The sequence below is a fragment of the Pseudomonas putida genome (assembly GCF_030159595.1).
Taxonomy (GTDB): domain Bacteria; phylum Pseudomonadota; class Gammaproteobacteria; order Pseudomonadales; family Pseudomonadaceae; genus Aquipseudomonas; species Aquipseudomonas putida_AC.
Genome location: NZ_BSKJ01000004.1, coordinates 1 through 19,953 on the forward strand (window position 1 = coordinate 1; position 19,953 = coordinate 19,953).

Here is a 19,953-nt window from a genome sequence, read left to right on the forward strand (position 1 = left end):
CGGGCTCAGGCACTCGAAGGTTTCACCAGATGCGGCATCGGTGTATTCGCCGTTGATGAAGGCGCGGCCTTCGATCTGCAATTGCCGGGCGCGGGCCTGCCAGTCAGCCAATGTCATGGTCGGTTCCTCGTGGACGTTGCGCGGCGCGCTTGCGGCAAGCGGCGCCGAAGGCCTGGAAAATGGCCAGGTAGTGGGGATGGGCAGTGACCTGCCATTCGGGGTGGAACTGCACGCCGAGGGCGAAGCTGGCATCACGCACCGACACCGCTTCTACCAGGCCATCGCAGGCCACGGCTTCGACACGCAGGGCCATGGCCAGGCGATCGATGCCCTGGCCATGGATCGAGTTGACCTGGCACTGCGCCGGCAGGCCGGCCGCCTGTAACAGGCCGCCGGACAACACTGTCAGGGGCTGGCGTGCGGCGTACTGCACGGCAACGGGCTGGTCTGCCGGCTCGCGGTGGTCCAGGTAGCCGGGGAGTTCATGCACACACGCATGCAGGCTGCCGCCCAAGGCCACGTTCAGCTCCTGGAAGCCCCGGCAGATCGCCAGCAGTGGGATGTCGGCAGCCAGCGCGGCGCGAATCAGCGGCAGGTTGAAGGCATCGCGCTGCGGGTCGTGCAAGGTGCCTGGGGCACTCGGCGGGCCTGCGTAATGATGCGGTTCGAGGTTGGACGGCGAGCCGGTCAGCAACAGGCCGTCGACGTTGGCCAGCAACGCATCCGGGTCGACCAGGCCGGGCAGGGCAGGCACCACCAGCGGCAGTGCATCGGCGCCTTCGACGACGGCGCGCAGGTATTTCTCTCCGGCCATATGGAAGGGGTGCGAGCCCAGCTGACGCACGCAGGCGTTGACCGCTACCCGCGGTTTACGGGCGGCCATCAGCGCAGCCTCTCAAGCAGTTGGTAGTACCACATGCCCGCGGCCAGCAGGCCGTTGCCGAACACATCACCCAGCGGTACGCGAACGTGTTTGCAGCGGGCGAAGGTGTCGAACTGTTCGAGTGTGCCTGTCATGGCGGTGGCCATGATCTCGCCCATGACGTGGCTGGTGGCAACGCCATGACCGGAATAACCTTGGCAGTACCAGACGTTCTGCGACAGCTTGCCCAGTTGTGGGATGCGGTTGACCACGATACCCATGGCACAACTCCACTGGAACTCGATGGGCACGCCTTTGAGGGCCGGGAAGGTGCGTTCGATGCACGGGCGCAGCTCGGCAGCGATATCCCGTGAGTCGCGCCCGGAGTAGTTGGCGCCACCGCCGAACAGCAGGCGCTTGTCGGCCGTGAGGCGGTAGTAGTCGAGCACGAAGCGGCAGTCGTACACCGCCAGGTCTTGCGGGTTGATGCGCTCGGCCAGCTCACCCAGCGGGGCGGTGGTAACGATGCCGCCCATGGCCGGGAAGATCTTGCCCTTCAGTTGCTTGTTTTCAAGCTTGTGGTACACGTCGCCGGCCAGCATCACCTGCGCGGCGTTGATCCGCCCTTCGCGGGTGACAACAGCCGGGCGCGGGCCGTGGACAATGTCCAGCACCTCGGAATGCTCGAACAACTGTACGCCAAGGCTGGCTGCTGCACGCGCCTCCCCGATGCACAGGTTGAGCGGGTGCAGGTGCATGTTGCGGGTGTTCTTCAGCGCCCCGCAGTACAGCGGGCTGTCGAGGTGCTGGTGCACACCGGCGCTGTCCAGCAGGGTTACCTGTTCACCCATGCCGCGGCGGCAGGCCTCGTCGTACGAAGCTTTCAGTTCGTCCAGGTGCGAGGGCTTGATCGCCGCATGCAGATGGCCGTGCTTGAGATCACAGGCGATGGCGTAACGGGCCACGCGCTGCTCGATGATCTGGTGGCCACGCCAGCGCAGGTGCCAGATGAAGTCATCGACATCGTTGCCCAGCCAGCGGCGCATCTGTTTGTCCATGGCGGTGTCGCCCGACAGGCTGCCGGTGACCTGGCCACCGTTGCGCCCGCTGGCGCCCCAGCCGATTTTGTGGGTTTCGACCAGGGCCACGCGGTAGCCGCGCTCGGCCAGCTCCACGGCGGTGGCAAGGCCGGTAAAGCCGCCACCGATGATGGCGATGTCGGCGTTTACCTCGCCGCGCAGGGTGGGGTAGTGGGTTTCTTCGGTCAGGGTGGCGCTGTAGTAGGACGGCGAGCGCTCGGGCGCAGGCCTGACGTGCAGTGCTGCATTCATGGGGTTGTCTCCGGGTTCGCCGTTATGCCTGGTGCAGGTACCAGCGCCAGTCCTGTTCGCCAACTTCGCCCATGAACTGGCGGTACTCGGCCCATTTGACCTTCAAGTACACCCCCAGGAACGCATGGCCCAGGGCATCCCGCGCCCAGCTGGAGCCTTCGAGTGCACGCAACGAGGTCAGCCAGTCGGTAGGCAGCAGCTGCTTGGCCTGGGCATACCCGTTGCCTTCCACAGGTGCGCCAGGGTCCAGGCGTTCGCGGATGCCGCGGTGGATGCCGGCCAGAATGGCTGCCGCCGCCAGGTACGGGTTGGCATCGGCGCCGCAGATGCGGTGCTCCACATGCCGGGTGTGTGCCGGGCCGCCGGGCACCCGCAGGCTGACAGTGCGGTTGTCACAGCCCCAGGTCGGCGCCAGCGGGGCATAGCTATTGGCCTGGAAGCGTCGGTAGGAATTGGCGTTGGGGCAGAACAGCAGCAGCGAGTCCAGCAGGCTGGCCAGCATGCCACCCACGGCCTGGCGCAGCAGCGGGGTGCCCGCCGGGTCTTCGCTGGCGAACAGGTTCTGCCCCCTCGCGTCGGCCAGCGACACATGCATGTGCATGCCGGTGCCTGCCAGGTCATCAAACGGCTTGGCCATGAAGCACGCCTGCATCCCGTGCTTGTGAGCTACCCCTTTGACCAGGCGCTTGTAGCGCACTGCCTGATCCATGGCGGCGAGCGCGTCGCCGTGTTCAAGGGTGATTTCCACCTGCCCGGGGGCGTATTCGGAAATCGCCGTGCGTGCCGGTATGCCTTGCGCCTTACAGGCAGCGTACAGGTCGGCGAGGAAGGGTTCGATCTGCTCCAGTTCGCGCAGGCCATACACCTGGGTGGCCTGCGGGCGCCCACCGTCGGCATCCCGTGCAGGTTGCGGGCGGCCCTTTTCGTCGCGGCGGGCGTCGAGCAGGTAGAACTCCAGCTCACAGGCCATCACCGGGTGAAAACCGTCGGCCTTGAGCCCGTCGATCACCTGCAGCAGCACATGGCGTGGGTCGGCAATGCTGGCCGGCATGCCTTGTTCGGGGTGCATGCTGACCTGCACCGCAGCGGTAGGGATCTGCCGCCATGGCAAACGCACCAGGCTGCCTGGCAGCGGGTAGGCACGGCAGTCGATATCGCCGACATCCCATACCAGGCCAGAGTCTTCCACGTCTTCGCCGTGCAAGGTCAGCCCAAGGATGGTGCTGGGCAGCGGTCGCCCGGCCTGGTACACGGCCAGCAGTTCCTCACGGTGCAGCAGCTTGCCGCGAGGCACGCCATTGGCGTCGAGGATGAACAGCTCGACCATTTCGATATCGGGGTTGTTGGCCAGGAAATCCTGGGCTTCGTGCAGGTCCGCGAAGTGCATGGGGGCCTCGGTCACGGCGGTTGCCGTGCTGTGTTGTTGTTTGCGCAAAATATATGGGTATAAAGTTGCGCAATGCAACAAAAAATATCTTATATGTTGCGCATCAGCTATCTTGCCAAGGCAGCGACGACAAGCCCCGCCGTGAATCTGGTAGGCTTTCAGCCGATTTCTACCCCGGCGCCACGCTACGGAAACCCCTACATGTCTATATCGACCCTCGACGACCTCGACCTGGGCATCGTCCGCGAACTGCAGATGGATGGCCGCCGCGCATTCCGCGAAATTGCCCGCACGCTTTCGGTACCCGAAGCGACCATCCGTACCCGCGTCAAGCGCCTGCAGGATCAGGGCGTGGTGCAGATCCTGGCTTTTACCGACCCGTCCAAACTGGGCCATGCAAAGCTTGCGCTGCTGTTCGTCAAGGTTGCCCCGCAGGACCACGACCGCGTGATCGACACCTTGGGCCGCTGGACCGAGGTCAGCTACCTGTCGACCATCATGGGTGTGGCCGACATCTGCGTGCAGGTGCTGTGTCGCGATGACGAGAGCCTGTGGAACCTGCAGCAGCGCGTGCGCAGCCTGCCGGGAGTGCACGAGGTGCAGTCGACGCAGGAAGTGAAGGTGCACAAGTTGCGGTTTACCTTGCCGAGCCTTGATCCGAGGGATTGAGCCTCGGTACCTCAGGTGTTGCAGACAACGGCCCACCGGCTTGCCCGGTGGGCCGTTTTTTTTGCGCGTTGCGCAAGGTTTTAAAGACTTATCCGCGCGGCGCTTTACCTTGTGGGAGCGGGTTCACCCGCGAACACCGGCGAAGCCGGTGCCATACACCGAGTTGGATTCTTCGCGGGTAAACCCGCTCCCACAGGGTAGAGCGGCGCGCTCTGGCGCAACTCTTTCAAGACATGCACCGTTGTGGCGTGCAATGCCCCGAAATGACGCATGTATTAAAAATATCTTCAAATGATTGCGCAATGCGCATTTTTGTAGTTACTTAATCTACGCATGCGCAGAAATATGGCTTACCATCTGCCCATCGCAGCGTCGCCCACTACAATCACAATAATGAGGTGTCTTGCCGTGCGTACTCTTCCTCAGGACGGAATCAACCTGGCCGCTGGCGAGGTGACGGGCATGTCGGGCTCTGGCCATCAACTGCAACGCAGCCTCACCTGGCGAGACGCCTTCTGGGTGACCAGCGGTGTGCCGGTCAGCGTGCTGTTCACCATCGGCGGCGTGGCCGCATTCATCGGCCAGCCCGCGTGGTTCATCTGGGTACTGGCGATGCTGATTGGCTTCGTGCAGTGCTTCACCTACGCGGAAATTTCCGGCCTTTACCCTCACAAGTCCGGCGGCGCTTCGGTGTACGGCGCGCTCGGCTGGGTGCGCTACAGCAAGTTCGTCGCTCCGGTATCGGTATGGTGCAACTGGCTGGCCTGGTCGCCGATGCTGGCGCTGGGCACCAGCCTGGCAGCCGGCTACATGCTCAGCAGCCTGTTCCCGGCGGATTCGCTGGTGAACACCTGGCAAATCAAGCTGCTGGACCTTGGCTTCATTACCGAAGGCCTGACCCTGCGGATCAACGCCACCTTCGTGCTGGGACTGGTGTTCATGCTGATCACCTTCTGGCTGCAACACAGCGGCGCCTCGGCGGCGGCACGGATGCAGCGCATCCTCGGCATTGCCTCGCTGGCGCCCTTGCTGCTGGTCTCGCTGGTGCCGCTGTTCACCGGTGATATGCCAGCCAGCAACTTCCTGCCGTTGTTGCCCCTGAGCCACGACGCGTCGGGCGCTGCAGTGATGGGCAGCTGGAACGCGGCCGGCATCAGCCTCGCCATGGGCGCCATGTTCCTGGCCTGCTGGTCCACCTTCGCCTTTGAAACAGCGGTGTGCTACACCCGCGAATTCAAGGATCCGCAGAAAGACACCTTCAAGGCCATCTTCGCTTCGGGCCTGCTGTGCCTCTTCATGTTCATCGTGGTGCCGCTGACCTTCCAGGGCAAGCTGGGCCTGGAGGGCATGCTGGCGCCAGCCATCGTCGACGGCTCCGGGGTGGGCGCAGCCATGGCGCATTTCGTTGGCGGCGGGGCCGTGGTGTTCAACGTGATCATCGTGATGATGGTGTTGTCGGTGCTGCTGCTGGTGATGACCGCAATGATGGGTTCGTCGCGCACCCTCTACCAGGCTTCGGTGGATGGCTGGTTGCCCAAGTACCTGTCGCACGTCAACGAGCACGGTGCGCCGACCCGGGCCATGTGGACCGACCTGGGCTTCAACGTGGTGCTGTTGCTGATGTCCAACTACATGTCGGTGCTGGCCATTTCCAATGTCTGCTACATGCTGTTTGTGTTCCTCAACCTGCAATCCGGCTGGATCCACCGTCTGGACCGTGCCGACTGGCCGCGCCCCTACAAATGCTCGACCTGGCTGTTGGGCCTGGGTGCCCTGTGTGGCTTCATCGACCTGGCATTCGTGGGCGCCGGTGCCAACTTCCTGGGTGAAAACACCTTGCGCAATGGCCTGCTGGCGGCGCTGTTGATCGTGCCCGTATTTATCTTCCGGCACTACATCCAGGACAAGGGCCAGTTCCCCGAATCCATGCGCCGTGACATCGACCTTCCTCATGCGCGGGCTGGCCTGTGGCCTTACCTGGCGTTGCTGCTGGGGGCCGCCGTGGTGTGGGTCAGCGCCGAACTCACCGTTATCTGACTTTCTAGAAACCACCGGCCAAGCCGGGTGCAGGCTGCGCGCCACGCGCTCAGCCCAGGGCACGCCTGCGCCCGCGTAAAGCCGACGAACCACCGGAGAAGCCGATGAAAACCGATTACCAGGCCAGGCAGCACTGGCCGCAGCACAAGTCCACTGCCGTGTCGCTCACTTTCGACGTTGACGCCGAAGCCGGCTACCTGGGCGAGAGCCCAAGCTTCGCCCGGCGCCTGACCAGCCTGTCCGAAGGCCGCTTTGGCGTAACCCGAGGTGTGCCGCGCATCCTCGAACTGCTGCGTCGCCATGGTATTGCGGCGACCTTTTTCGTGCCGGGCTACACCGCCGAACAGCACCCGAAACTGGTCGAAACCCTGCTGCAGGCCGGGCATGAAATCGGCCACCACGGCCATATGCACCTGCGCAGCGACAAGGTGTCGGAGCAGGAGCAAGTGGACGAGATGGAGCGCGGCCTGGAAGCCCTGGCCCGCGCCGGAGCGCCGAAGCCTGCAGGGTATCGCTCGTCTTCCTGGGAGCTGACCCCGGATACCTTCGCGCTGCTGTTGCGCCATGGCTTCGTCTATGACTCCAGCTGCATGGGCGACGACCGCCCCTATGTGGAAACCTGCAACGGCGCCTCGATCCTCGAACTGCCGGTGCACTGGTCGCTGGATGATTACCCGATGTTCGGCTGGGGAATCGACAACGGTGGCAACTTCAGCCACCCGCGCATGCTGTTCGACACCTGGCTGGCCGAGTACGAGTCGGCCCGCCGCGATGCGCGCCACACCAGCTTCACCATGCACCCCGAGGTGATCGGCCGTGCTGCGCGCTTCGAGCAACTGGAGCGCCTGGTAGAGCGCATGGTCAGCGATGGTGACGTGTGGTTTGCCCGTCTCGATGCCGTGGCCGCGCATGTGGCGCCGCAGCTTGTGAAGGGGGGCGCATGAGCCCGGTGATTTTCCGCTCCCAAGTGCGCACCCCGTTCAACCGTGGCCGCGAGTTCGGTGAAGTGTTCGCCGGCAAGGTACGCCAGACGGTGAGCACCTATGAAGCCTTGTTCGCCCGTGTGGCCAAGCGCCCCTACGACTTGCATGACCTGGGCGGCCAGGCGCTGGCGGCCATTGCCGCGTTCGCCGCGCCCTTGCATGAAGAAATTCTGGGCATCGCTGCCGGTGCAGGGCTGGCGCCCGAGCAGGTGGGGGCGATCAACGCACGCACCGAAATCCTGGCGTACCTGGGCGTGCAACTGCGCGGCGAGTGCTCGACTGTGGTGCTGGCCGACCCCTTCGGCGCGCCGGTCACCGCCCAGACCTGGGACTGGTACGCCGAGTTTGCCGGGCTGTGGCTGGTATGGGAGATCCCCCATGCCGACGGGCACCTGACCACCACCGTTACGGAGTACGGCATCGTTGGCAAGCCAGGTGTGAACGACCGAGGCCTGGGCGTGCATTTCAACATCCTCCATCACCAGCGCGACGGCGAAGGCATTGGCCTGCCGGTGCATGTGCTGTCGCGCTGGTTGCTGGACAGCTGCGCCGACATCAACCATGCGTTGCAACTGTGCCACGCAGCACCAGTGTCGGCGTCCAGCGTGCTGACCCTGGTGGCGGCAGAGCAGGGCGCCAGTGCTGCCGTGTCGGTAGAGCTGCACCCCGGCGGCCCGGCACTGGTGTTCCCCGATGCGGGCGGGCTGCTGATCCACACCAACCATTTTCTTGCCGATGCCGTGCGCCCTTACGACACCGAGCCTGCGGCCTATCCCGACACTCTGTTGCGCCACGACCTGTTGCGCCGACGCCTCACCGGGCGCACACCGCTTAGCGCCCGCGACCTGCTCGGCGCGCTGAACAGCCACCTGGGCAGCACCGGCGCGCTCTGCTGCCACCCCGACCCGGCACTCCCGGAGACCGGCCAGTACGCCACGCTGGCCAGCATTTGCCTGGACGTGCCGGGCGGCACCCTGCGTGCGCTGCCCGGCGGTCCGTGCCAGCACCTGTAAGCCTTTTTAACCAACCCACTGGAGCCATACCCATGCTCAAGCTTAAACGCCTCGACAACATGGACATCCTCAGCAACGACGTACAGCGCCTGGTCGACTTCTACCACGGCACCCTCGGCCTGGGCTTCTTCCTGCCCTATGTGGCCGAGGAAAAGTGGGCCGCCATCGAAATGGGCAACGTCACCCTGTACCTGTTCCACACCACCAGCACCGCCCGCGTAGAGCGCCGCACCGCAGTGAACCTGGAAGACAAGCCTGGCTTCGACTCGTTTGCCTTCGAGGTGGAGAACCTCGACGAGGCCATCGCCTACCTGGACGGCAAGGTCGAATGGGTCACCGCCAACCCTATCGAGTGGCAGCACCCCAACGGCACGCGCTATCGCTATCGGCCGATGTTCGACCCGGACGGCAACATGCTCTACGTCACCGAACCGCACAAGACCGTGTGAACCACTGCCAGCCAACGAGTATTGAACATGCCTACCAGCCAGACCCAAGCAACAACCCGGCAAGTGCCGCAGCGTGTTATCGACCTTTCGCCCCAGGCGCGCAGCCTTGATGGGCGGGTGGCGCTGATTACCGGTGCCGGGCGCGGTGCCGGGCGTGCACATGCCCGCCTGCTGGCCGCCCGTGGCGCTGCCGTGGCGGTGGTCGACATCGATGCCGAGGTGGCCCGCGACACGGCCGCCGAGATCGAGTCGGCTGGCGGCCGCGCCTTGCCCTTTGCCTGCGACATCACTGACCGTGCCACAGGCGGGCGGCTGGTGGCGCAGGTAGCCGAAGCACTGGGTGGGCTCGACATCCTGGTGCACAACGCCGGGCTGATCTACTCCATGACCGGCCTTGAAGCCACCGACGACGCCAATTTCGACCGGTTGCTGGCGATCAACGTGCAGGCGCCGCTGTACCTCACCCGCGCCGCGCTGCCGCACCTGCGCGCAAGCAGCGCGCCACGGGTGATCTTCATCAACTCGCAGTGGGGCCAGGTGCCGGATGGCCATTCCTACGGCTACATGGTCAGCAAGGCCGGGCAACTGGGCCTGATGAAAACGCTGGCCAAGGAGTTTGTCGGCGAGGGCATCCTGGTCAATGCCATTACCCCCGGCGCGATCCTGACGCGCATGGTCCCCGATCAATACATTGCCGCCGAACAGGCCGCCATCCCCCTGGGCCGCCTGGTACACCCCGAAGAAATCGCTGCCGTGGTGGCCTTCCTGGCCAGCGACGAGGCTGCCTTTATCACTGGCCAGGCCATCCCCGTGAATGGCGGGGCACTGCTGGTCGGCATCTGACATAACAAGAAATCCCGAGGAGAACGCCATGACCCTTCAACTGACCCAACGCCAGCGCGCCGAACAGGCCATGCGCCGCCAATGGTTCCCGGTCGCCCGCTCGTGCGACTTGGCTACGCCGCAATCGGCTACCCTGCTGGGCGAAAAACTGGTGGTGTACCGTACCGCCTCTGGCAAAGCCGTGGTGCAGGCTGCCCGATGTCCGCACCGTGGCGCCGACTTGTCGCTGGGTGAAGTGCACGGTGAGAACATCGCATGCCCGTACCACGGTTGGCAGTACAGCGGGCACAGCGGCCAATGCAGCCATATCCCGTCGTTGGAGGACCAGTGCCGCATTCCCCAGGGCGCGGCGGTGCATACCTATGCCTGCCAAGAACGCTACGGGCATGTGTGGACCGCGTTGGAGGAGCCGCTATTCGAACTTTACGACTTGGCCGAATGGCGCGAGTTGAACCTGGAGTGGGCTGCGGCCGCGCCGCTGGACTCGCCAACCGGCGTAGCCGTGGCCATCGAGAACTTCGGCGATGTGGCGCATTTTGCCTATATCCACCGCGGCATGATGGGCCATGTCAACCCGGTGGTAGAGCCGTTGAACGTGCGCCGGGAAGGGCTGGACATCTGGATGGATCGCCCGTTGCAGGCCTGTGAAGGTGAGTGGGCAAACGACGGCGACTGCATGATGAACTACCACATTGTCGCCCCGGGGCTGGTGGCCATCACTTACGACTACGAGCGCCTGGGCAAGCGCGTGGTGGCCGGCTTCCCGTGCCCGGAATCCTACGAGCATGTGAAGATCTTTTGGGGCGTGGCCAACGACCGCGACTATTCGGGCGGCGATCTGCAGGAATGTCTGCGGGTCGAGGAACTGCTGTACCTCGAAGACCTGCCGGTGGCCGCCACCATCACCCCGGCGGAGATCGACTGGGACGCCAAGACCGTGGAGCACTCGGTGCCTGCCGACCTGTACACGCTCAACTACCGCCGCGCGTTCCGCGAGTTCATCGAACGCGGCCAGGCCCAGCCGGTGCGCCTGGTGGACAGCCAGCGGGTGTCGTCGTGAGCGGTATGGGCGATTGCTTCGAGGTCATCGTCAGCTGCCTGCGGCTGGAGGCCGACGGGGTGATCTCCCTGGAGCTGACGGCGGATGAGCCGCTGCCCGCCTGGAGCGCCGGGGCGCACGTCGACCTGTTGCTGCCCTCGGGCCTGGTACGCCAGTACTCGTTGTGTGGCGACCCCGACGATCACCGCCGCCTGCGCATCGCGGTATTGCTGGAGGCGGGCGGCCGTGGCGGTTCGCGGGAGGTGCACGGCGGCTTGCGCCTCGGTCAACGGCTGGCCATTCGTGGCCCGCGCAATGCTTTTCCGTTGGGCGAGGGGCCCTACCTGTTCGTGGCCGGTGGCATCGGCATCACCCCGATACTGGCCATGGCACATGCCGCCGAACGGGCGGGTTCACAGTGGCAGCTGTTGTATGGCGGCCGCTCACGGCACTCGATGGCCTTCATTGACGAACTGCGCGCGCTGGGCGGCGGGCGGGTGGAGATTTTACCGGCCGACGAGGTTGGCTTGCTCGACCTGGATGCCGTGGTTGCTGCCGCACGCGCCGGGCAGCACGTCTACAGCTGCGGACCAGCGGCGCTGCTCGATGCGTTGGGTACGCGCTTTGCAGCAGCAGGGCTGGAGGGGCAGCTGCACCTTGAACGTTTTGCCCCGGCTGCGTCGCCACCGGTCGCCACGGGCGAGGGCACTCTGAAGGTGATCCTGGCCCGCAGTGGCGGTGAGGTGCTGGTTGAACCTGGTTGTACCATCATGGCTGCTCTGCGCGCCGCCGGTCATACGGTGGCGTCGTCCTGCGAGCAAGGCGTGTGCGGCATGTGCGAGACGCGGGTGCTGGATGGCGTCCCCGATCATCGTGACATGCTGCTCAGTGAGAGCGAGCGTGCGCGTGGCGATGTAATGATGCTTTGTGTGTCGCGGGCACAGACGTCGACCCTGACGTTGGACCTTTGAAGAGAACGGGGCTGCAAAGCGGCCCCGATCGCTGACTGAGAATGGCCTCGGGGCGGCGGCCAACAAACTGCGAACAACGAACTAGAGCATTCAAAGGCCGTTGCATAGTTTGGATCCAGTGCCAAAGAAAACTTTCCTTTCGGTCAGCTTGCAAGAAGTTAGCAAACTAACTAACGCGACTTTAAATACCGCTGGTCGGTGCTTTTGTTCAGGAAGTGAACGTTTTTTCTGTTGACGGTTCCTATTTGCCAGCAGGGGCATTCCTCATGAACTGCACCTCGCGCCCTTTTCAGGAAGTTCTACACCAACCTCATGTGCATCACCGGGATGCGCATGGGGACTTTTATTACCTCTGATCATGGAGTAACGCCTATGCCCGACCGAGGCTTAACGGTTGAGCTGCTGTGTATCTAAGTATCAATCCGCTGTTTCAATTAACGATATGAATTGGATCTTGCCGTTGCGAGCACGCTGTTCGCACACGGGTGGCAAGACCCTCTAGCGCTAATGCATTACGTGGAGAAGACGTCGTGGAGATCAATACAATTATTAGCCTGTTCGGGCAGAAAGAATCCATGGAGCTGGTGCGGTTGTCGGTTATTTATGTTCACTTGCTGGCCTGCTGTGTCGCCATCGGGCTGGTACTTGCAAGTGATGCCGAGATGGTCAGGGATTTGCTGAAAGGTCATAAACAGGCCGGGCATGACGGCCAACATATGGCGCGTTTACAGAAGTCAGTGTCCAATGCCTTGATATTCTTGTGGCTCACGGGGGCTGCCGTCATTGGTATTGATTACCTTGACAAAGGCATGAGCTATTTTGCCAACCCAAAACTTCACGCCAAGATTATTATTGTCCTGTTGTTGACGTTCAATGGCATGTTGTTGCATCGCTATGTATTGCCGGCCTTGCTCAAAGCGGGTTCTTTGCTCGACCTGAATTTCGGCGTACGCATGTTCGCGTTGTTTTCCGGCGCACTTTCTGGCGTGTCCTGGTTGTATGCGGCGATGTTGGGCGTCGGTCGCCCGCTGGCCTGGAAGTATTCGCTGACCGAGTTGCTGCTGGCCTATCCGGTCATGATTCTGCTGGGCTTTGCCCTGATGGCTGCCCTGACCCAGTGGGCGCAAAAACGCAATCAGGCCAAAGAGACGCAAGCGCCTGTCTGGCCGCTGGCGGGTATACCTTGCTGATAGTCTGAGCAACGTTGCGAAGGCGCCGCGAACCGGAAACCAGGTTCGTGGCGCCTTTGTCGTGATGCAGGGATGAAACTTACAAGATCGACAGCGGATAACTCACGATCACCCGATGTTCATCGAACGCGTTGCTGCTGAAATCCCGGCGCAAGGTCGAACTGCGCCATCTGACGGTCAGGTCGCGCAAGGTTCCGCTTTGTACGGTGTAGGCCAGTTCGGTTTCGCGGCCCCATTCCTTGCCATCGCGCACGCTGCCAATGTGCACGTTGTCTCCGCTGATGTAACGGGTCATGAATTGCAGGCCGGGCAGGCCGTCGACCGCGAAGTTATGGTCGTAGCGCAACTGCCAGGAGCGCTCATGGGCGTTGTCGTAGCTGGAGTTGTAGCTGTCGTTGGCCAGGCTGGTGCCGGCAGTGCCGTTGACCCGCATCCAGCCGGTATCGCCGCTGACCCGTTGCAGCCCCAGGTAGAAGGTATGGCCGCCGGTACGGGCCGAGAGCAGCAGCGAAGTTGTGCGGTTATCCATCGCGCCTGCCAGCGAGCGGCCACTGTCGTTGCCGACGAAGTACCCGAGGTTGGCCCCCAGGGTCCAGTTGCCCACGGCCTGGCTGTGGATCAGGTTGTAGTACTGCTGGCGGTAGATGTCTTGCAGGTCCGAATGCCAGATGGCGAGCTGGGTGGCCTTGTCGTTGAACAAGTACTCGGCGCCGAGGATGTCCAGGCGGTCGGCCGTGGCGGTAGGACGACCAGACATGAACAGGTCTTCCATGCTGGCGTCGTTGCGCGGGCTGTTGCCGCGAAAGCGTGCGCCGTAAAGGGTCAGGTTGTCGATCTCGCGTGAGGTGAGCTGGGCGCCTTGGAAGGTCTGCGGCAGTGAGCGGCCGTCGTCCGAACGCAGTACCGGCAGCATTGGCGACCACTCGCCCACTTTCAACTCGGTGGCCGAAACACGCGCCTTGAGCGCCACGCCCAGGCGGCCGAAGTCATCCGCCGGGCGGCCGTCGTCGTGCACCGGCAGCAACTGGGTACCGGCAGTGCCGCGTCCGCCGTCGAGCTTGACCGAATAGAGTCCCAGTACATCCACACCGAAGCCGACCACACCCTGGGTAAAGCCGGAACGGGCGTCGAGGATGAAGCTTTGCGTCCATTCTTCGGCCTTGCCTTGTGGATAGGCTGGGTCGACGAAATTGCGGTTGATGTAGAAGTTGCGCAAGGTCAGGCCGACCTTGGCGTCTTCGCTGAAGCCGTCGGCCTGTGCGCTGCCGGCGCCAAGCAACAGGCAAGCGCAAGCCGCCGTCATGCGGCAAGGAGGGCAAAGGATATTCATTCTTGTTGTTCCTTTCTTGCAGGCGAGTGAAACCACGCAACCGCAGTGGTTGCGTGGCGGGGTGGAGAGGGTCAGTTCAACCGATCAGGGCGACGATGGCCGGCACGCTGAGCACGGCGGTGTAGTAGCCCATGAATTGCACGCCGATGTTGAAACCGATGAAGCGATACAGGAAACCGCCCAGCAGGCCAACCGTGAGGATCACCAGCAGGCCGAGCAGTCCGCCTTCCCACAGGCCGATCACCAGGATCAGGCCGACAAAGGTGGCGATCACCGCCTCGTGGCTGATACGCCGTGAAACGAACGAGGCGGCGCGGTGGGCGAAGTTCATCGAGAAGGGGTAAGCGATCAAGATGGCGATCACGACCGCCAGCATGCCGTAGGCAAGGAATTCGCTGGCGCTGAGCAGGTTGTGCAGGTTGTTCACCTGGCCGGTGGCGCTGTCCACGGTGAAGCGTGGCGGGGCGTTGAACAGCGGTGCGGCTGGCCCTGCGGCTACCGGGCTGAGCGGCAGGCCAAAGGCGATCAGCGGGATCAGCGCCTCGGCAATGTAGGTGGACTCGGTGACACCGTTGCGCACGCTGATGACTGAGGTCAGGCGGTGGTAGGCGTGCTTGATGCGTGAACCCACCACTTCACCAAGGATGACCGTCATGGCGACCGGGCTGAACACGAAAGTGGCACTGGATACCGTGGCGGTGGCCAAGGTCCAGCCGGCCTGGCGGCGGTCCAGCACTTTCAGCGGGTTGGGAAACCAGCCGCCCCAGCCCTTCACGTCGGGTGACAGGGCAAACGTGCGCGGTTCGCTGCGTTTCATTCGCGCCCGCTCTGCCGGGGCTAGCATGGCGAACAGGGCGGCGATCAGTGGGCCGATGGCAATGCCCAGGAAGTAGCTGACGCTGAGCTCGACGCCGTGCTGGCCGGTCAGGGTCTGTAAGGCGATGATCACCAGCACGAAGGGCAGCAGCGCCAGCACCGAGGCCCAGCGGCCAGCCGAGAAATAGGCAATGGTGGTGGCGGCGGCGAGGAACACCCAGGGCGCTACGCGTTTGATTGCATCGCCAAAGGGCGCCAGCAGCACGGCGAACAGCACCGCCAGCGGGACTGCCACCAGGGCGGCTATGACCGCACCGGAGATCATCTTGCGCAGGGCGATATGCGGCACGCCCAGGTTGCGCAGGAAGTTCGCTTCGCGCATCAGTGGGGTAGCCATGGTGTCGCCGGGGATGCCGAGCAACGCCGTGGGTACCGCGTGGGTCATGTGCTTGGCCACCGCACCGGCGAGGAAGAAGGTGAACACCCCGGCAGCGGGCACGCCCAACAGCACGACCAGCAAGGTCAGGGGGGCGAGGGTGGTGGTTTCGTCGCTGCCGGAGATCAGGCCGATGGCAGCAAACACCACGGCGCCGATCACACCCATCAGCACGGCGATCAGAACCTGGTCGAAGAGGGCGTCCATCAGGCGGTACCTCGCTTCAGGGGTGCGGTGCTTGTGCAGGCCACGGCTGGGCTGGCGGGTTCGGCTTCATCGAACAGGCGCTCCAGGCCCAGCTCACGCAACTCGTTGCGCACCTCCTGTGGCAGGTCACTGAGCTGACCGATGCCGCCGTACTCGCTGCGCAGCTCTTCGATTACTTGCTGGCGCCAGGCCGGGTCGGCCACATGCTCCACCACATGGCGCTTGGGTGTGAACAGGCAAGCACTGACGCCACCGCCCAGCAGTGAACCGAGAATGCCCAGCAGCATGGCGTAGGCGCGGGCCATCTGGCTGGACTCGACCCAGCCGGTCAGCAGGTGTTCGGCCAGGAAAAAGGTGCCCAGGCTGCAGGCGGCACCGATGGCGATAGCGGCGAGCAAGTGGCGGCTGTCCACGGTGTCGCCCCACACTTCATAGAGGTTGTCGTCAGCCATGGTCCACCTCCGGGTGAAGGGGGTGCAGGCGGCATTCAAGGGTCATTGGCATTCTCCTGCCCTCGCGGGCTTGTTGTTTTTGTTCGGGAGCTACAGGCGTTATCAGTGCTCGCAGGCACGCCTTGCTGCCAGGGCGAGGCCGGCGCGGGAGCGGTTGGCGGTGCCCAGTTGGGCGCTGATGCGCACACCAACCCGCGCCACGGCCTCCAGGTCGACACCGGTGCTGTAGCCCAGGCCGTGCAGCAGGTACAGCAAGTCTTCCGTGGCCACGTTACCGCTGGCACCCGGCGAGTAGGGGCAGCCGCCGAGGCCCGCGACCGAACTGTCGAAGGTGCGAACACCTTGCCCCAGCGCAGCATGAACATTGGCGATGGCCATGCCCCAGGTGTCGTGGAAATGGCCGGCCAGCACTGCCACCGGCAGTTGTTGTGCGCAGTGCTCGAACAGCTGCGCGGTTTCGTCTGGCCGGCCAGCGCCGAGGGTGTCACCGAGGCTGATCTCGTAGCAGCCCAGTTCGTACAGGCGCCGTGCGACCTTGGCCACGGCCTCTGGCGCCACCGCACCACTGAACGGGCAGCCGAGCACGCAGGATACATAACCGCGCACACGGATAGAGGCTTGTCTGGCTGCGTGCAGCACCGGGGCGAAGCGTTCGAAGCTTTCATCGATGGAGCAATTGATGTTGTTGCGCGAGAACGCCTCGGAGGCGGCAGCGAACACCGCCACCTCGCGGCAACCGGCACGATGCGCGGCCTGGAAACCTTGCAGGTTGGGCACCAAGGCTGCGTAGCGAACCCCGTCGTCGCTGGGCAGCTGGCGCAGTACTTCCTCGCTGCCGGCCATTTGCGGCACCCAGCGCGGCGACACGAAGGCGCCGGCTTCGATATGCCGCAGGCCGGTGTCAGCCAGCTCGGCAATCAAACCCACGCGGGCGGCCACGGACAGCGGCTGACGTTCGTTCTGCAGGCCGTCACGCGGGCCGACTTCAAAGACCTTCACCGCTTGCATCGGGACCCTGCTCATTCGGCGCGCTTCTGCTTCAGCAGCTGTACGGCGCGATCGGCACGTACGTCGTGGTTTTCCACCAACTGCCGGGCCACCCAGTCCACTTCATCACCCCGGGCGCCCGCCACCACGGCGATATTGCGCGCGTGCAAGGCCATGTGGCCGCGCTGGATGCCTTCGGTGGCCAGGGCGCGCATGGCCCCGAGGTTTTGCGCCAGGCCCACGGCCACGGCAATCTCCGCCAGGTCCTGGGCAGTCTTAACCCTGAGGATGCGCAGCGACAGTTGCGCCAGCGGGTGGGTTTTGGTGGCACCGCCGACCAGACCTACGGGCATCGGCATTTCCAGGGTACCGACCAGATGGCCGTTGTTGTCCTTTTCCCAGGTGGTCAGCGAGCCGTAGTGACCACTGCGGCAGGCAAACGCATGGGCGCCGGCCTCCACTGCACGCCAGTCGTTGCCAGTGGCGACGATCAGTGGGTCGATCCCGTTCATGATGCCCTTGTTGTGGGTGGCCGCACGGTAGGGGTCGACCGCAGCGAAGGCGTAGGCGTCGAGGATGCCTTCGATCACCGACTCGCCGCTGAACTCAGCGGTTTTCAACTGCTCCGGGGTGATCCGCACCTGGGCGCGAGCCAGGCGCAGGTCGGCCAGGTTGGACAGAATGCGCAGGCGTACCTGGCCCCCGGTGATCGCTTCCATCAGTGGCGCCACGGCCTCGGCCATGGTGTTGACGGTATTGGCGCCCATGGCATCACGCACATCGACGATCAGGTGCGCCACCAGCATCGGGCCGCGCGGGGTATCGGCGAAAGTGTGCACTTCGATATCGCGGCAGCCGCCGCCGAGGCTGTTGAGCAATTGGTCCTTGCGATTGGCCAGTTCAATAATTTCGTCCTTGCGCCGTAGCAGGCTCAGGCGTGCATTGAGCGGGTCCTGTATGCCGACGATCTGCACCTGGGCACGCATCAGTGGGGCGCTGCTGGAGGTGGTGAAGCCGCCGTTGGCACGGGCCAACTTGGCCATGTACGAAGCGGCGGCGACGATCGAGGGCTCTTCCACCACCAGCGGCACCAGCACATCACGGCCGTTGATCTGGAAGTTGCTGGCCACGGCATAGGGAAGTTCGAACGTGCCGATGACGTTTTCGATCATGCCATTGGCAATCTCCATCGGCAGGGCGCCGGCGTCGGCCAGCAAGTTGACGTCGTCGTGGCTCAGGCCGAGCAGTTGGCCGATATGATCCAGGCGCGCGGCGGGGGACAGGTTACGGAAAGCGGGCAGGCGGGAATCGAGGCTCATGAAGGCTCCGTTGGCGTCATTGTTGTTGAGCGGCGGCTTGAGCGCGTCGCCGGCTTGGTGCTAAATGTGCAGCCACTGTGCCCTTGGTTAAAGGTACAGTTTTGCCCAACAGTACCCAGACTGTACCCATGACAGCACAGGAACCCGCCGATGCCTCGTGTCACCCTTGCCCAGCAAGTCGCCGATGCGGTCGAGCAGCAGATCCGCACTGGCGTGCTGAAGATTGGCGATCGCCTGCCATCGTTACGCGAGTACATGCGTTTGCACGGGCACTCGAAGAATACGGTGATCACCGCGTATGAGATTCTCGCCTCCCAAGGGTTGGTGGAGGCGCGCCACGGGCAGGGCTTTTTCGTCGGCGCGCAGGTGCAGGCCGCCGAACTGGATGAAACACCGCCCTACACCCGGGCCATGGACACCATCTGGATGATGCGTCAGCAGTTCGTTCGCGAGCCTGGGCTGGCACCGCTGGGTGAAGGCTTTGCGCCAGTGTCCTGGCTGCAGGACATGCGCCTCGACAAGTTCACCCGGCAGGCAATGCGCAGCGGTGCCGGGAACCTGTTCCGCTATGGCAATCGCCTGGGCAACCCGGGGCTGCGCCAGAGCTTGGTGCGCAAACTGGCCAGCTATGCCATCAGTGCCACGCCTCGGCAAATCGTGACCACCCACGGCGCCAACCACGCGCTGGACCTGATCATCCGCCGCTTCGTGGTGCCGGGCGATGCGGTGCTGGTGGAAAACCCGGGTTACTACCCGCTGTTCGGCAAGCTGCAACTGCACGGCGCGCGGCTGCTGAGCGTTCCACGGCTGGCGGATGGCCCGGACATGGACGCGCTGGAGGCCCTGCTGCGGGTAGAACGGCCCCGGTTGTTCTTCATCCAGTCGGTGTGCCACAACCCCACCGGCTCCGATATCTCCCCGGCGAAGGCCCACCGCCTGCTGCAGCTGGCCGAGCGGCACGACGTGTTGCTGGTCGAAGACGATGCACTCGCGGACTTCAAGCCCAGCTCCGCGCTCAAGGTGGCGGCACTCGACCAGCTGCGCCGTTCGCTGTACATCGGCAGTTTTTCAAAATCGGTGTCGGCGGCCTTGCGGGTGGGTTACATCGCAGGCAGCAAGGAGGTCATCGATGAGTTGGCTGACCTGCAGATGATGTTGCATACCAGTTGCTCTGAATTGTGTGAACGCACGGCGGATGTGATTCTCAGCGAAGGGCATTTCCTGCGGCACCTGATGCGCCTGCAGGACCGGGTGCGGGAGGCTACCGCCGGGGGGCTACGCGTGCTGGACGAACTAGGCGCCGAGGTGTTCTGCCGGCCGGAACAAAGCCTGTACCTGTGGGCGCGTTTTCCGGGTATCGACGACACGGCCCTGCTGACCCGCGAAGTGCAGGGCAGGGGGGTAATGCTGGCGCCGGGGGCGATCTTCCAGACCAACCAGAAGGCCGTGACGCCCTGGACCCGGTTGAATGTGGCCTATTTGCAGGAACCGGTGTTTGCGCAGTGCATTCGCGGTTGAGCCAGTGATGTGTCGCCCGTACCGGCCTCTTCGCGGGTAAACCCGCTCCCACAAGGATCGCACCGTTTTCGAAACCTGCGCTGTACCTGTGGGAGCGGGTTTACCCGCGAAAAG

The 19,953-nt window shown here is 63.9% G+C and carries 19 protein-coding genes; 10 read left to right on the plus strand and 9 right to left on the minus strand.

Annotation, left to right across the window (positions count from 1 at the left end; all coding sequences use genetic code 11):
- The 4 genes from QQL85_RS09990 to QQL85_RS10005 all read right to left on the minus strand — a co-directional run.
- Window positions 1-117: hypothetical protein (locus tag QQL85_RS09990; RefSeq protein ID WP_284353902.1), on the minus strand; the 117-nt coding region annotated here is incomplete at its 3' end.
- Window positions 104-883, minus strand: a complete 780-nt coding sequence (locus QQL85_RS09995) for a gamma-glutamyl-gamma-aminobutyrate hydrolase family protein (protein ID WP_284353888.1) — start codon at window positions 881-883, stop codon at window positions 104-106. The genes QQL85_RS09990 and QQL85_RS09995, both read right to left, overlap by 14 nt.
- Window positions 883-2,193: an NAD(P)/FAD-dependent oxidoreductase gene (locus QQL85_RS10000; RefSeq protein WP_284353887.1), complete on the minus strand. Its 1,311-nt coding sequence runs from the start codon at window positions 2,191-2,193 to the stop codon at window positions 883-885. The genes QQL85_RS09995 and QQL85_RS10000 overlap by 1 nt, the downstream gene beginning before the upstream one ends.
- A gap of 22 nt (window positions 2,194-2,215) precedes the next feature.
- Window positions 2,216-3,580 (minus strand): glutamine synthetase family protein, encoded by a 1,365-nt coding sequence (locus QQL85_RS10005; RefSeq protein WP_284353886.1) that lies wholly within the window; start codon window positions 3,578-3,580, stop codon window positions 2,216-2,218.
- Between the two features lie 201 nt (window positions 3,581-3,781).
- Here QQL85_RS10005 and QQL85_RS10010 point away from each other — a divergent pair, with 201 nt between their 5' ends.
- From QQL85_RS10010 to QQL85_RS10050, 9 genes are all read left to right on the plus strand, one after another.
- Window positions 3,782-4,249: an Lrp/AsnC family transcriptional regulator gene (locus QQL85_RS10010; protein WP_264359558.1), complete on the plus strand. Its 468-nt coding sequence runs from the start codon at window positions 3,782-3,784 to the stop codon at window positions 4,247-4,249.
- 408 nt (window positions 4,250-4,657) lie between these two features.
- The gene (locus QQL85_RS10015; protein WP_284353885.1) at window positions 4,658-6,286 is read left to right on the plus strand and encodes an APC family permease; all 1,629 of its coding nucleotides are present in this window, start codon (window positions 4,658-4,660) and stop codon (window positions 6,284-6,286) included.
- A 104-nt stretch (window positions 6,287-6,390) separates the two neighbouring features.
- Window positions 6,391-7,230: a polysaccharide deacetylase family protein gene (locus QQL85_RS10020; RefSeq protein ID WP_284353884.1), complete on the plus strand. Its 840-nt coding sequence runs from the start codon at window positions 6,391-6,393 to the stop codon at window positions 7,228-7,230.
- Window positions 7,227-8,282, plus strand: a complete 1,056-nt coding sequence (locus tag QQL85_RS10025; RefSeq protein ID WP_284353883.1) for a C45 family autoproteolytic acyltransferase/hydolase — start codon at window positions 7,227-7,229, stop codon at window positions 8,280-8,282. Before QQL85_RS10020 ends, QQL85_RS10025 begins: the two co-directional genes overlap by 4 nt.
- A 32-nt stretch (window positions 8,283-8,314) precedes the next feature.
- Window positions 8,315-8,731, plus strand: a complete 417-nt coding sequence (locus tag QQL85_RS10030; RefSeq protein ID WP_284353882.1) for a VOC family protein — start codon at window positions 8,315-8,317, stop codon at window positions 8,729-8,731.
- Window positions 8,732-8,758: 27 nt separating this feature from the next.
- On the plus strand, window positions 8,759-9,574 hold the full coding sequence (locus tag QQL85_RS10035; protein ID WP_284353881.1) for an SDR family NAD(P)-dependent oxidoreductase: 816 nt from the start codon (window positions 8,759-8,761) through the stop codon (window positions 9,572-9,574).
- Between the two features lie 28 nt (window positions 9,575-9,602).
- Window positions 9,603-10,634 (plus strand): Rieske 2Fe-2S domain-containing protein, encoded by a 1,032-nt coding sequence (locus QQL85_RS10040; RefSeq protein WP_284353880.1) that lies wholly within the window; start codon window positions 9,603-9,605, stop codon window positions 10,632-10,634.
- A gap of 5 nt (window positions 10,635-10,639) precedes the next feature.
- The gene (locus QQL85_RS10045; protein WP_284353901.1) at window positions 10,640-11,584 is read left to right on the plus strand and encodes a PDR/VanB family oxidoreductase; all 945 of its coding nucleotides are present in this window, start codon (window positions 10,640-10,642) and stop codon (window positions 11,582-11,584) included.
- Window positions 11,585-12,159: 575 nt separating this feature from the next.
- Complete coding sequence (locus QQL85_RS10050; protein ID WP_284353900.1) at window positions 12,160-12,774, plus strand: hypothetical protein; 615 nt, start codon at window positions 12,160-12,162, stop codon at window positions 12,772-12,774.
- 79 nt (window positions 12,775-12,853) lie between these two features.
- Here the strand turns inward: QQL85_RS10050 and QQL85_RS10055 are convergent, their stop codons facing one another.
- The 5 genes from QQL85_RS10055 to QQL85_RS10075 form a co-directional block, all read right to left on the minus strand.
- Window positions 12,854-14,077 carry an OprD family porin gene (locus QQL85_RS10055; protein WP_284353899.1) on the minus strand — a complete coding sequence of 408 codons (1,224 nt, stop codon included), beginning with the start codon at window positions 14,075-14,077 and terminating at the stop codon, window positions 12,854-12,856.
- Between the two features lie 103 nt (window positions 14,078-14,180).
- Window positions 14,181-15,563, minus strand: a complete 1,383-nt coding sequence (locus tag QQL85_RS10060; RefSeq protein WP_284353879.1) for a tripartite tricarboxylate transporter permease — start codon at window positions 15,561-15,563, stop codon at window positions 14,181-14,183.
- Entirely contained in the window at window positions 15,563-16,015 is a 453-nt protein-coding gene (locus QQL85_RS10065; protein ID WP_284353878.1) for a hypothetical protein, read from the minus strand. The genes QQL85_RS10060 and QQL85_RS10065 overlap by 1 nt, the downstream gene beginning before the upstream one ends.
- 102 nt (window positions 16,016-16,117) lie before the next feature.
- Window positions 16,118-17,038 (minus strand): hydroxymethylglutaryl-CoA lyase, encoded by a 921-nt coding sequence (locus QQL85_RS10070; protein ID WP_284353877.1) that lies wholly within the window; start codon window positions 17,036-17,038, stop codon window positions 16,118-16,120.
- A complete protein-coding gene (locus QQL85_RS10075) occupies window positions 17,035-18,321 on the minus strand; it encodes a hydroxymethylglutaryl-CoA reductase, degradative (RefSeq protein WP_284353876.1) in 1,287 nt (428 codons plus the stop codon). Before QQL85_RS10075 ends, QQL85_RS10070 begins: the two co-directional genes overlap by 4 nt.
- Window positions 18,322-18,471: 150 nt before the next feature.
- Here QQL85_RS10075 and QQL85_RS10080 point away from each other — a divergent pair, with 150 nt between their 5' ends.
- Window positions 18,472-19,839 carry a PLP-dependent aminotransferase family protein gene (locus tag QQL85_RS10080; protein ID WP_284353875.1) on the plus strand — a complete coding sequence of 456 codons (1,368 nt, stop codon included), beginning with the start codon at window positions 18,472-18,474 and terminating at the stop codon, window positions 19,837-19,839.
- Window positions 19,840-19,953 lie beyond the last annotated feature (114 nt).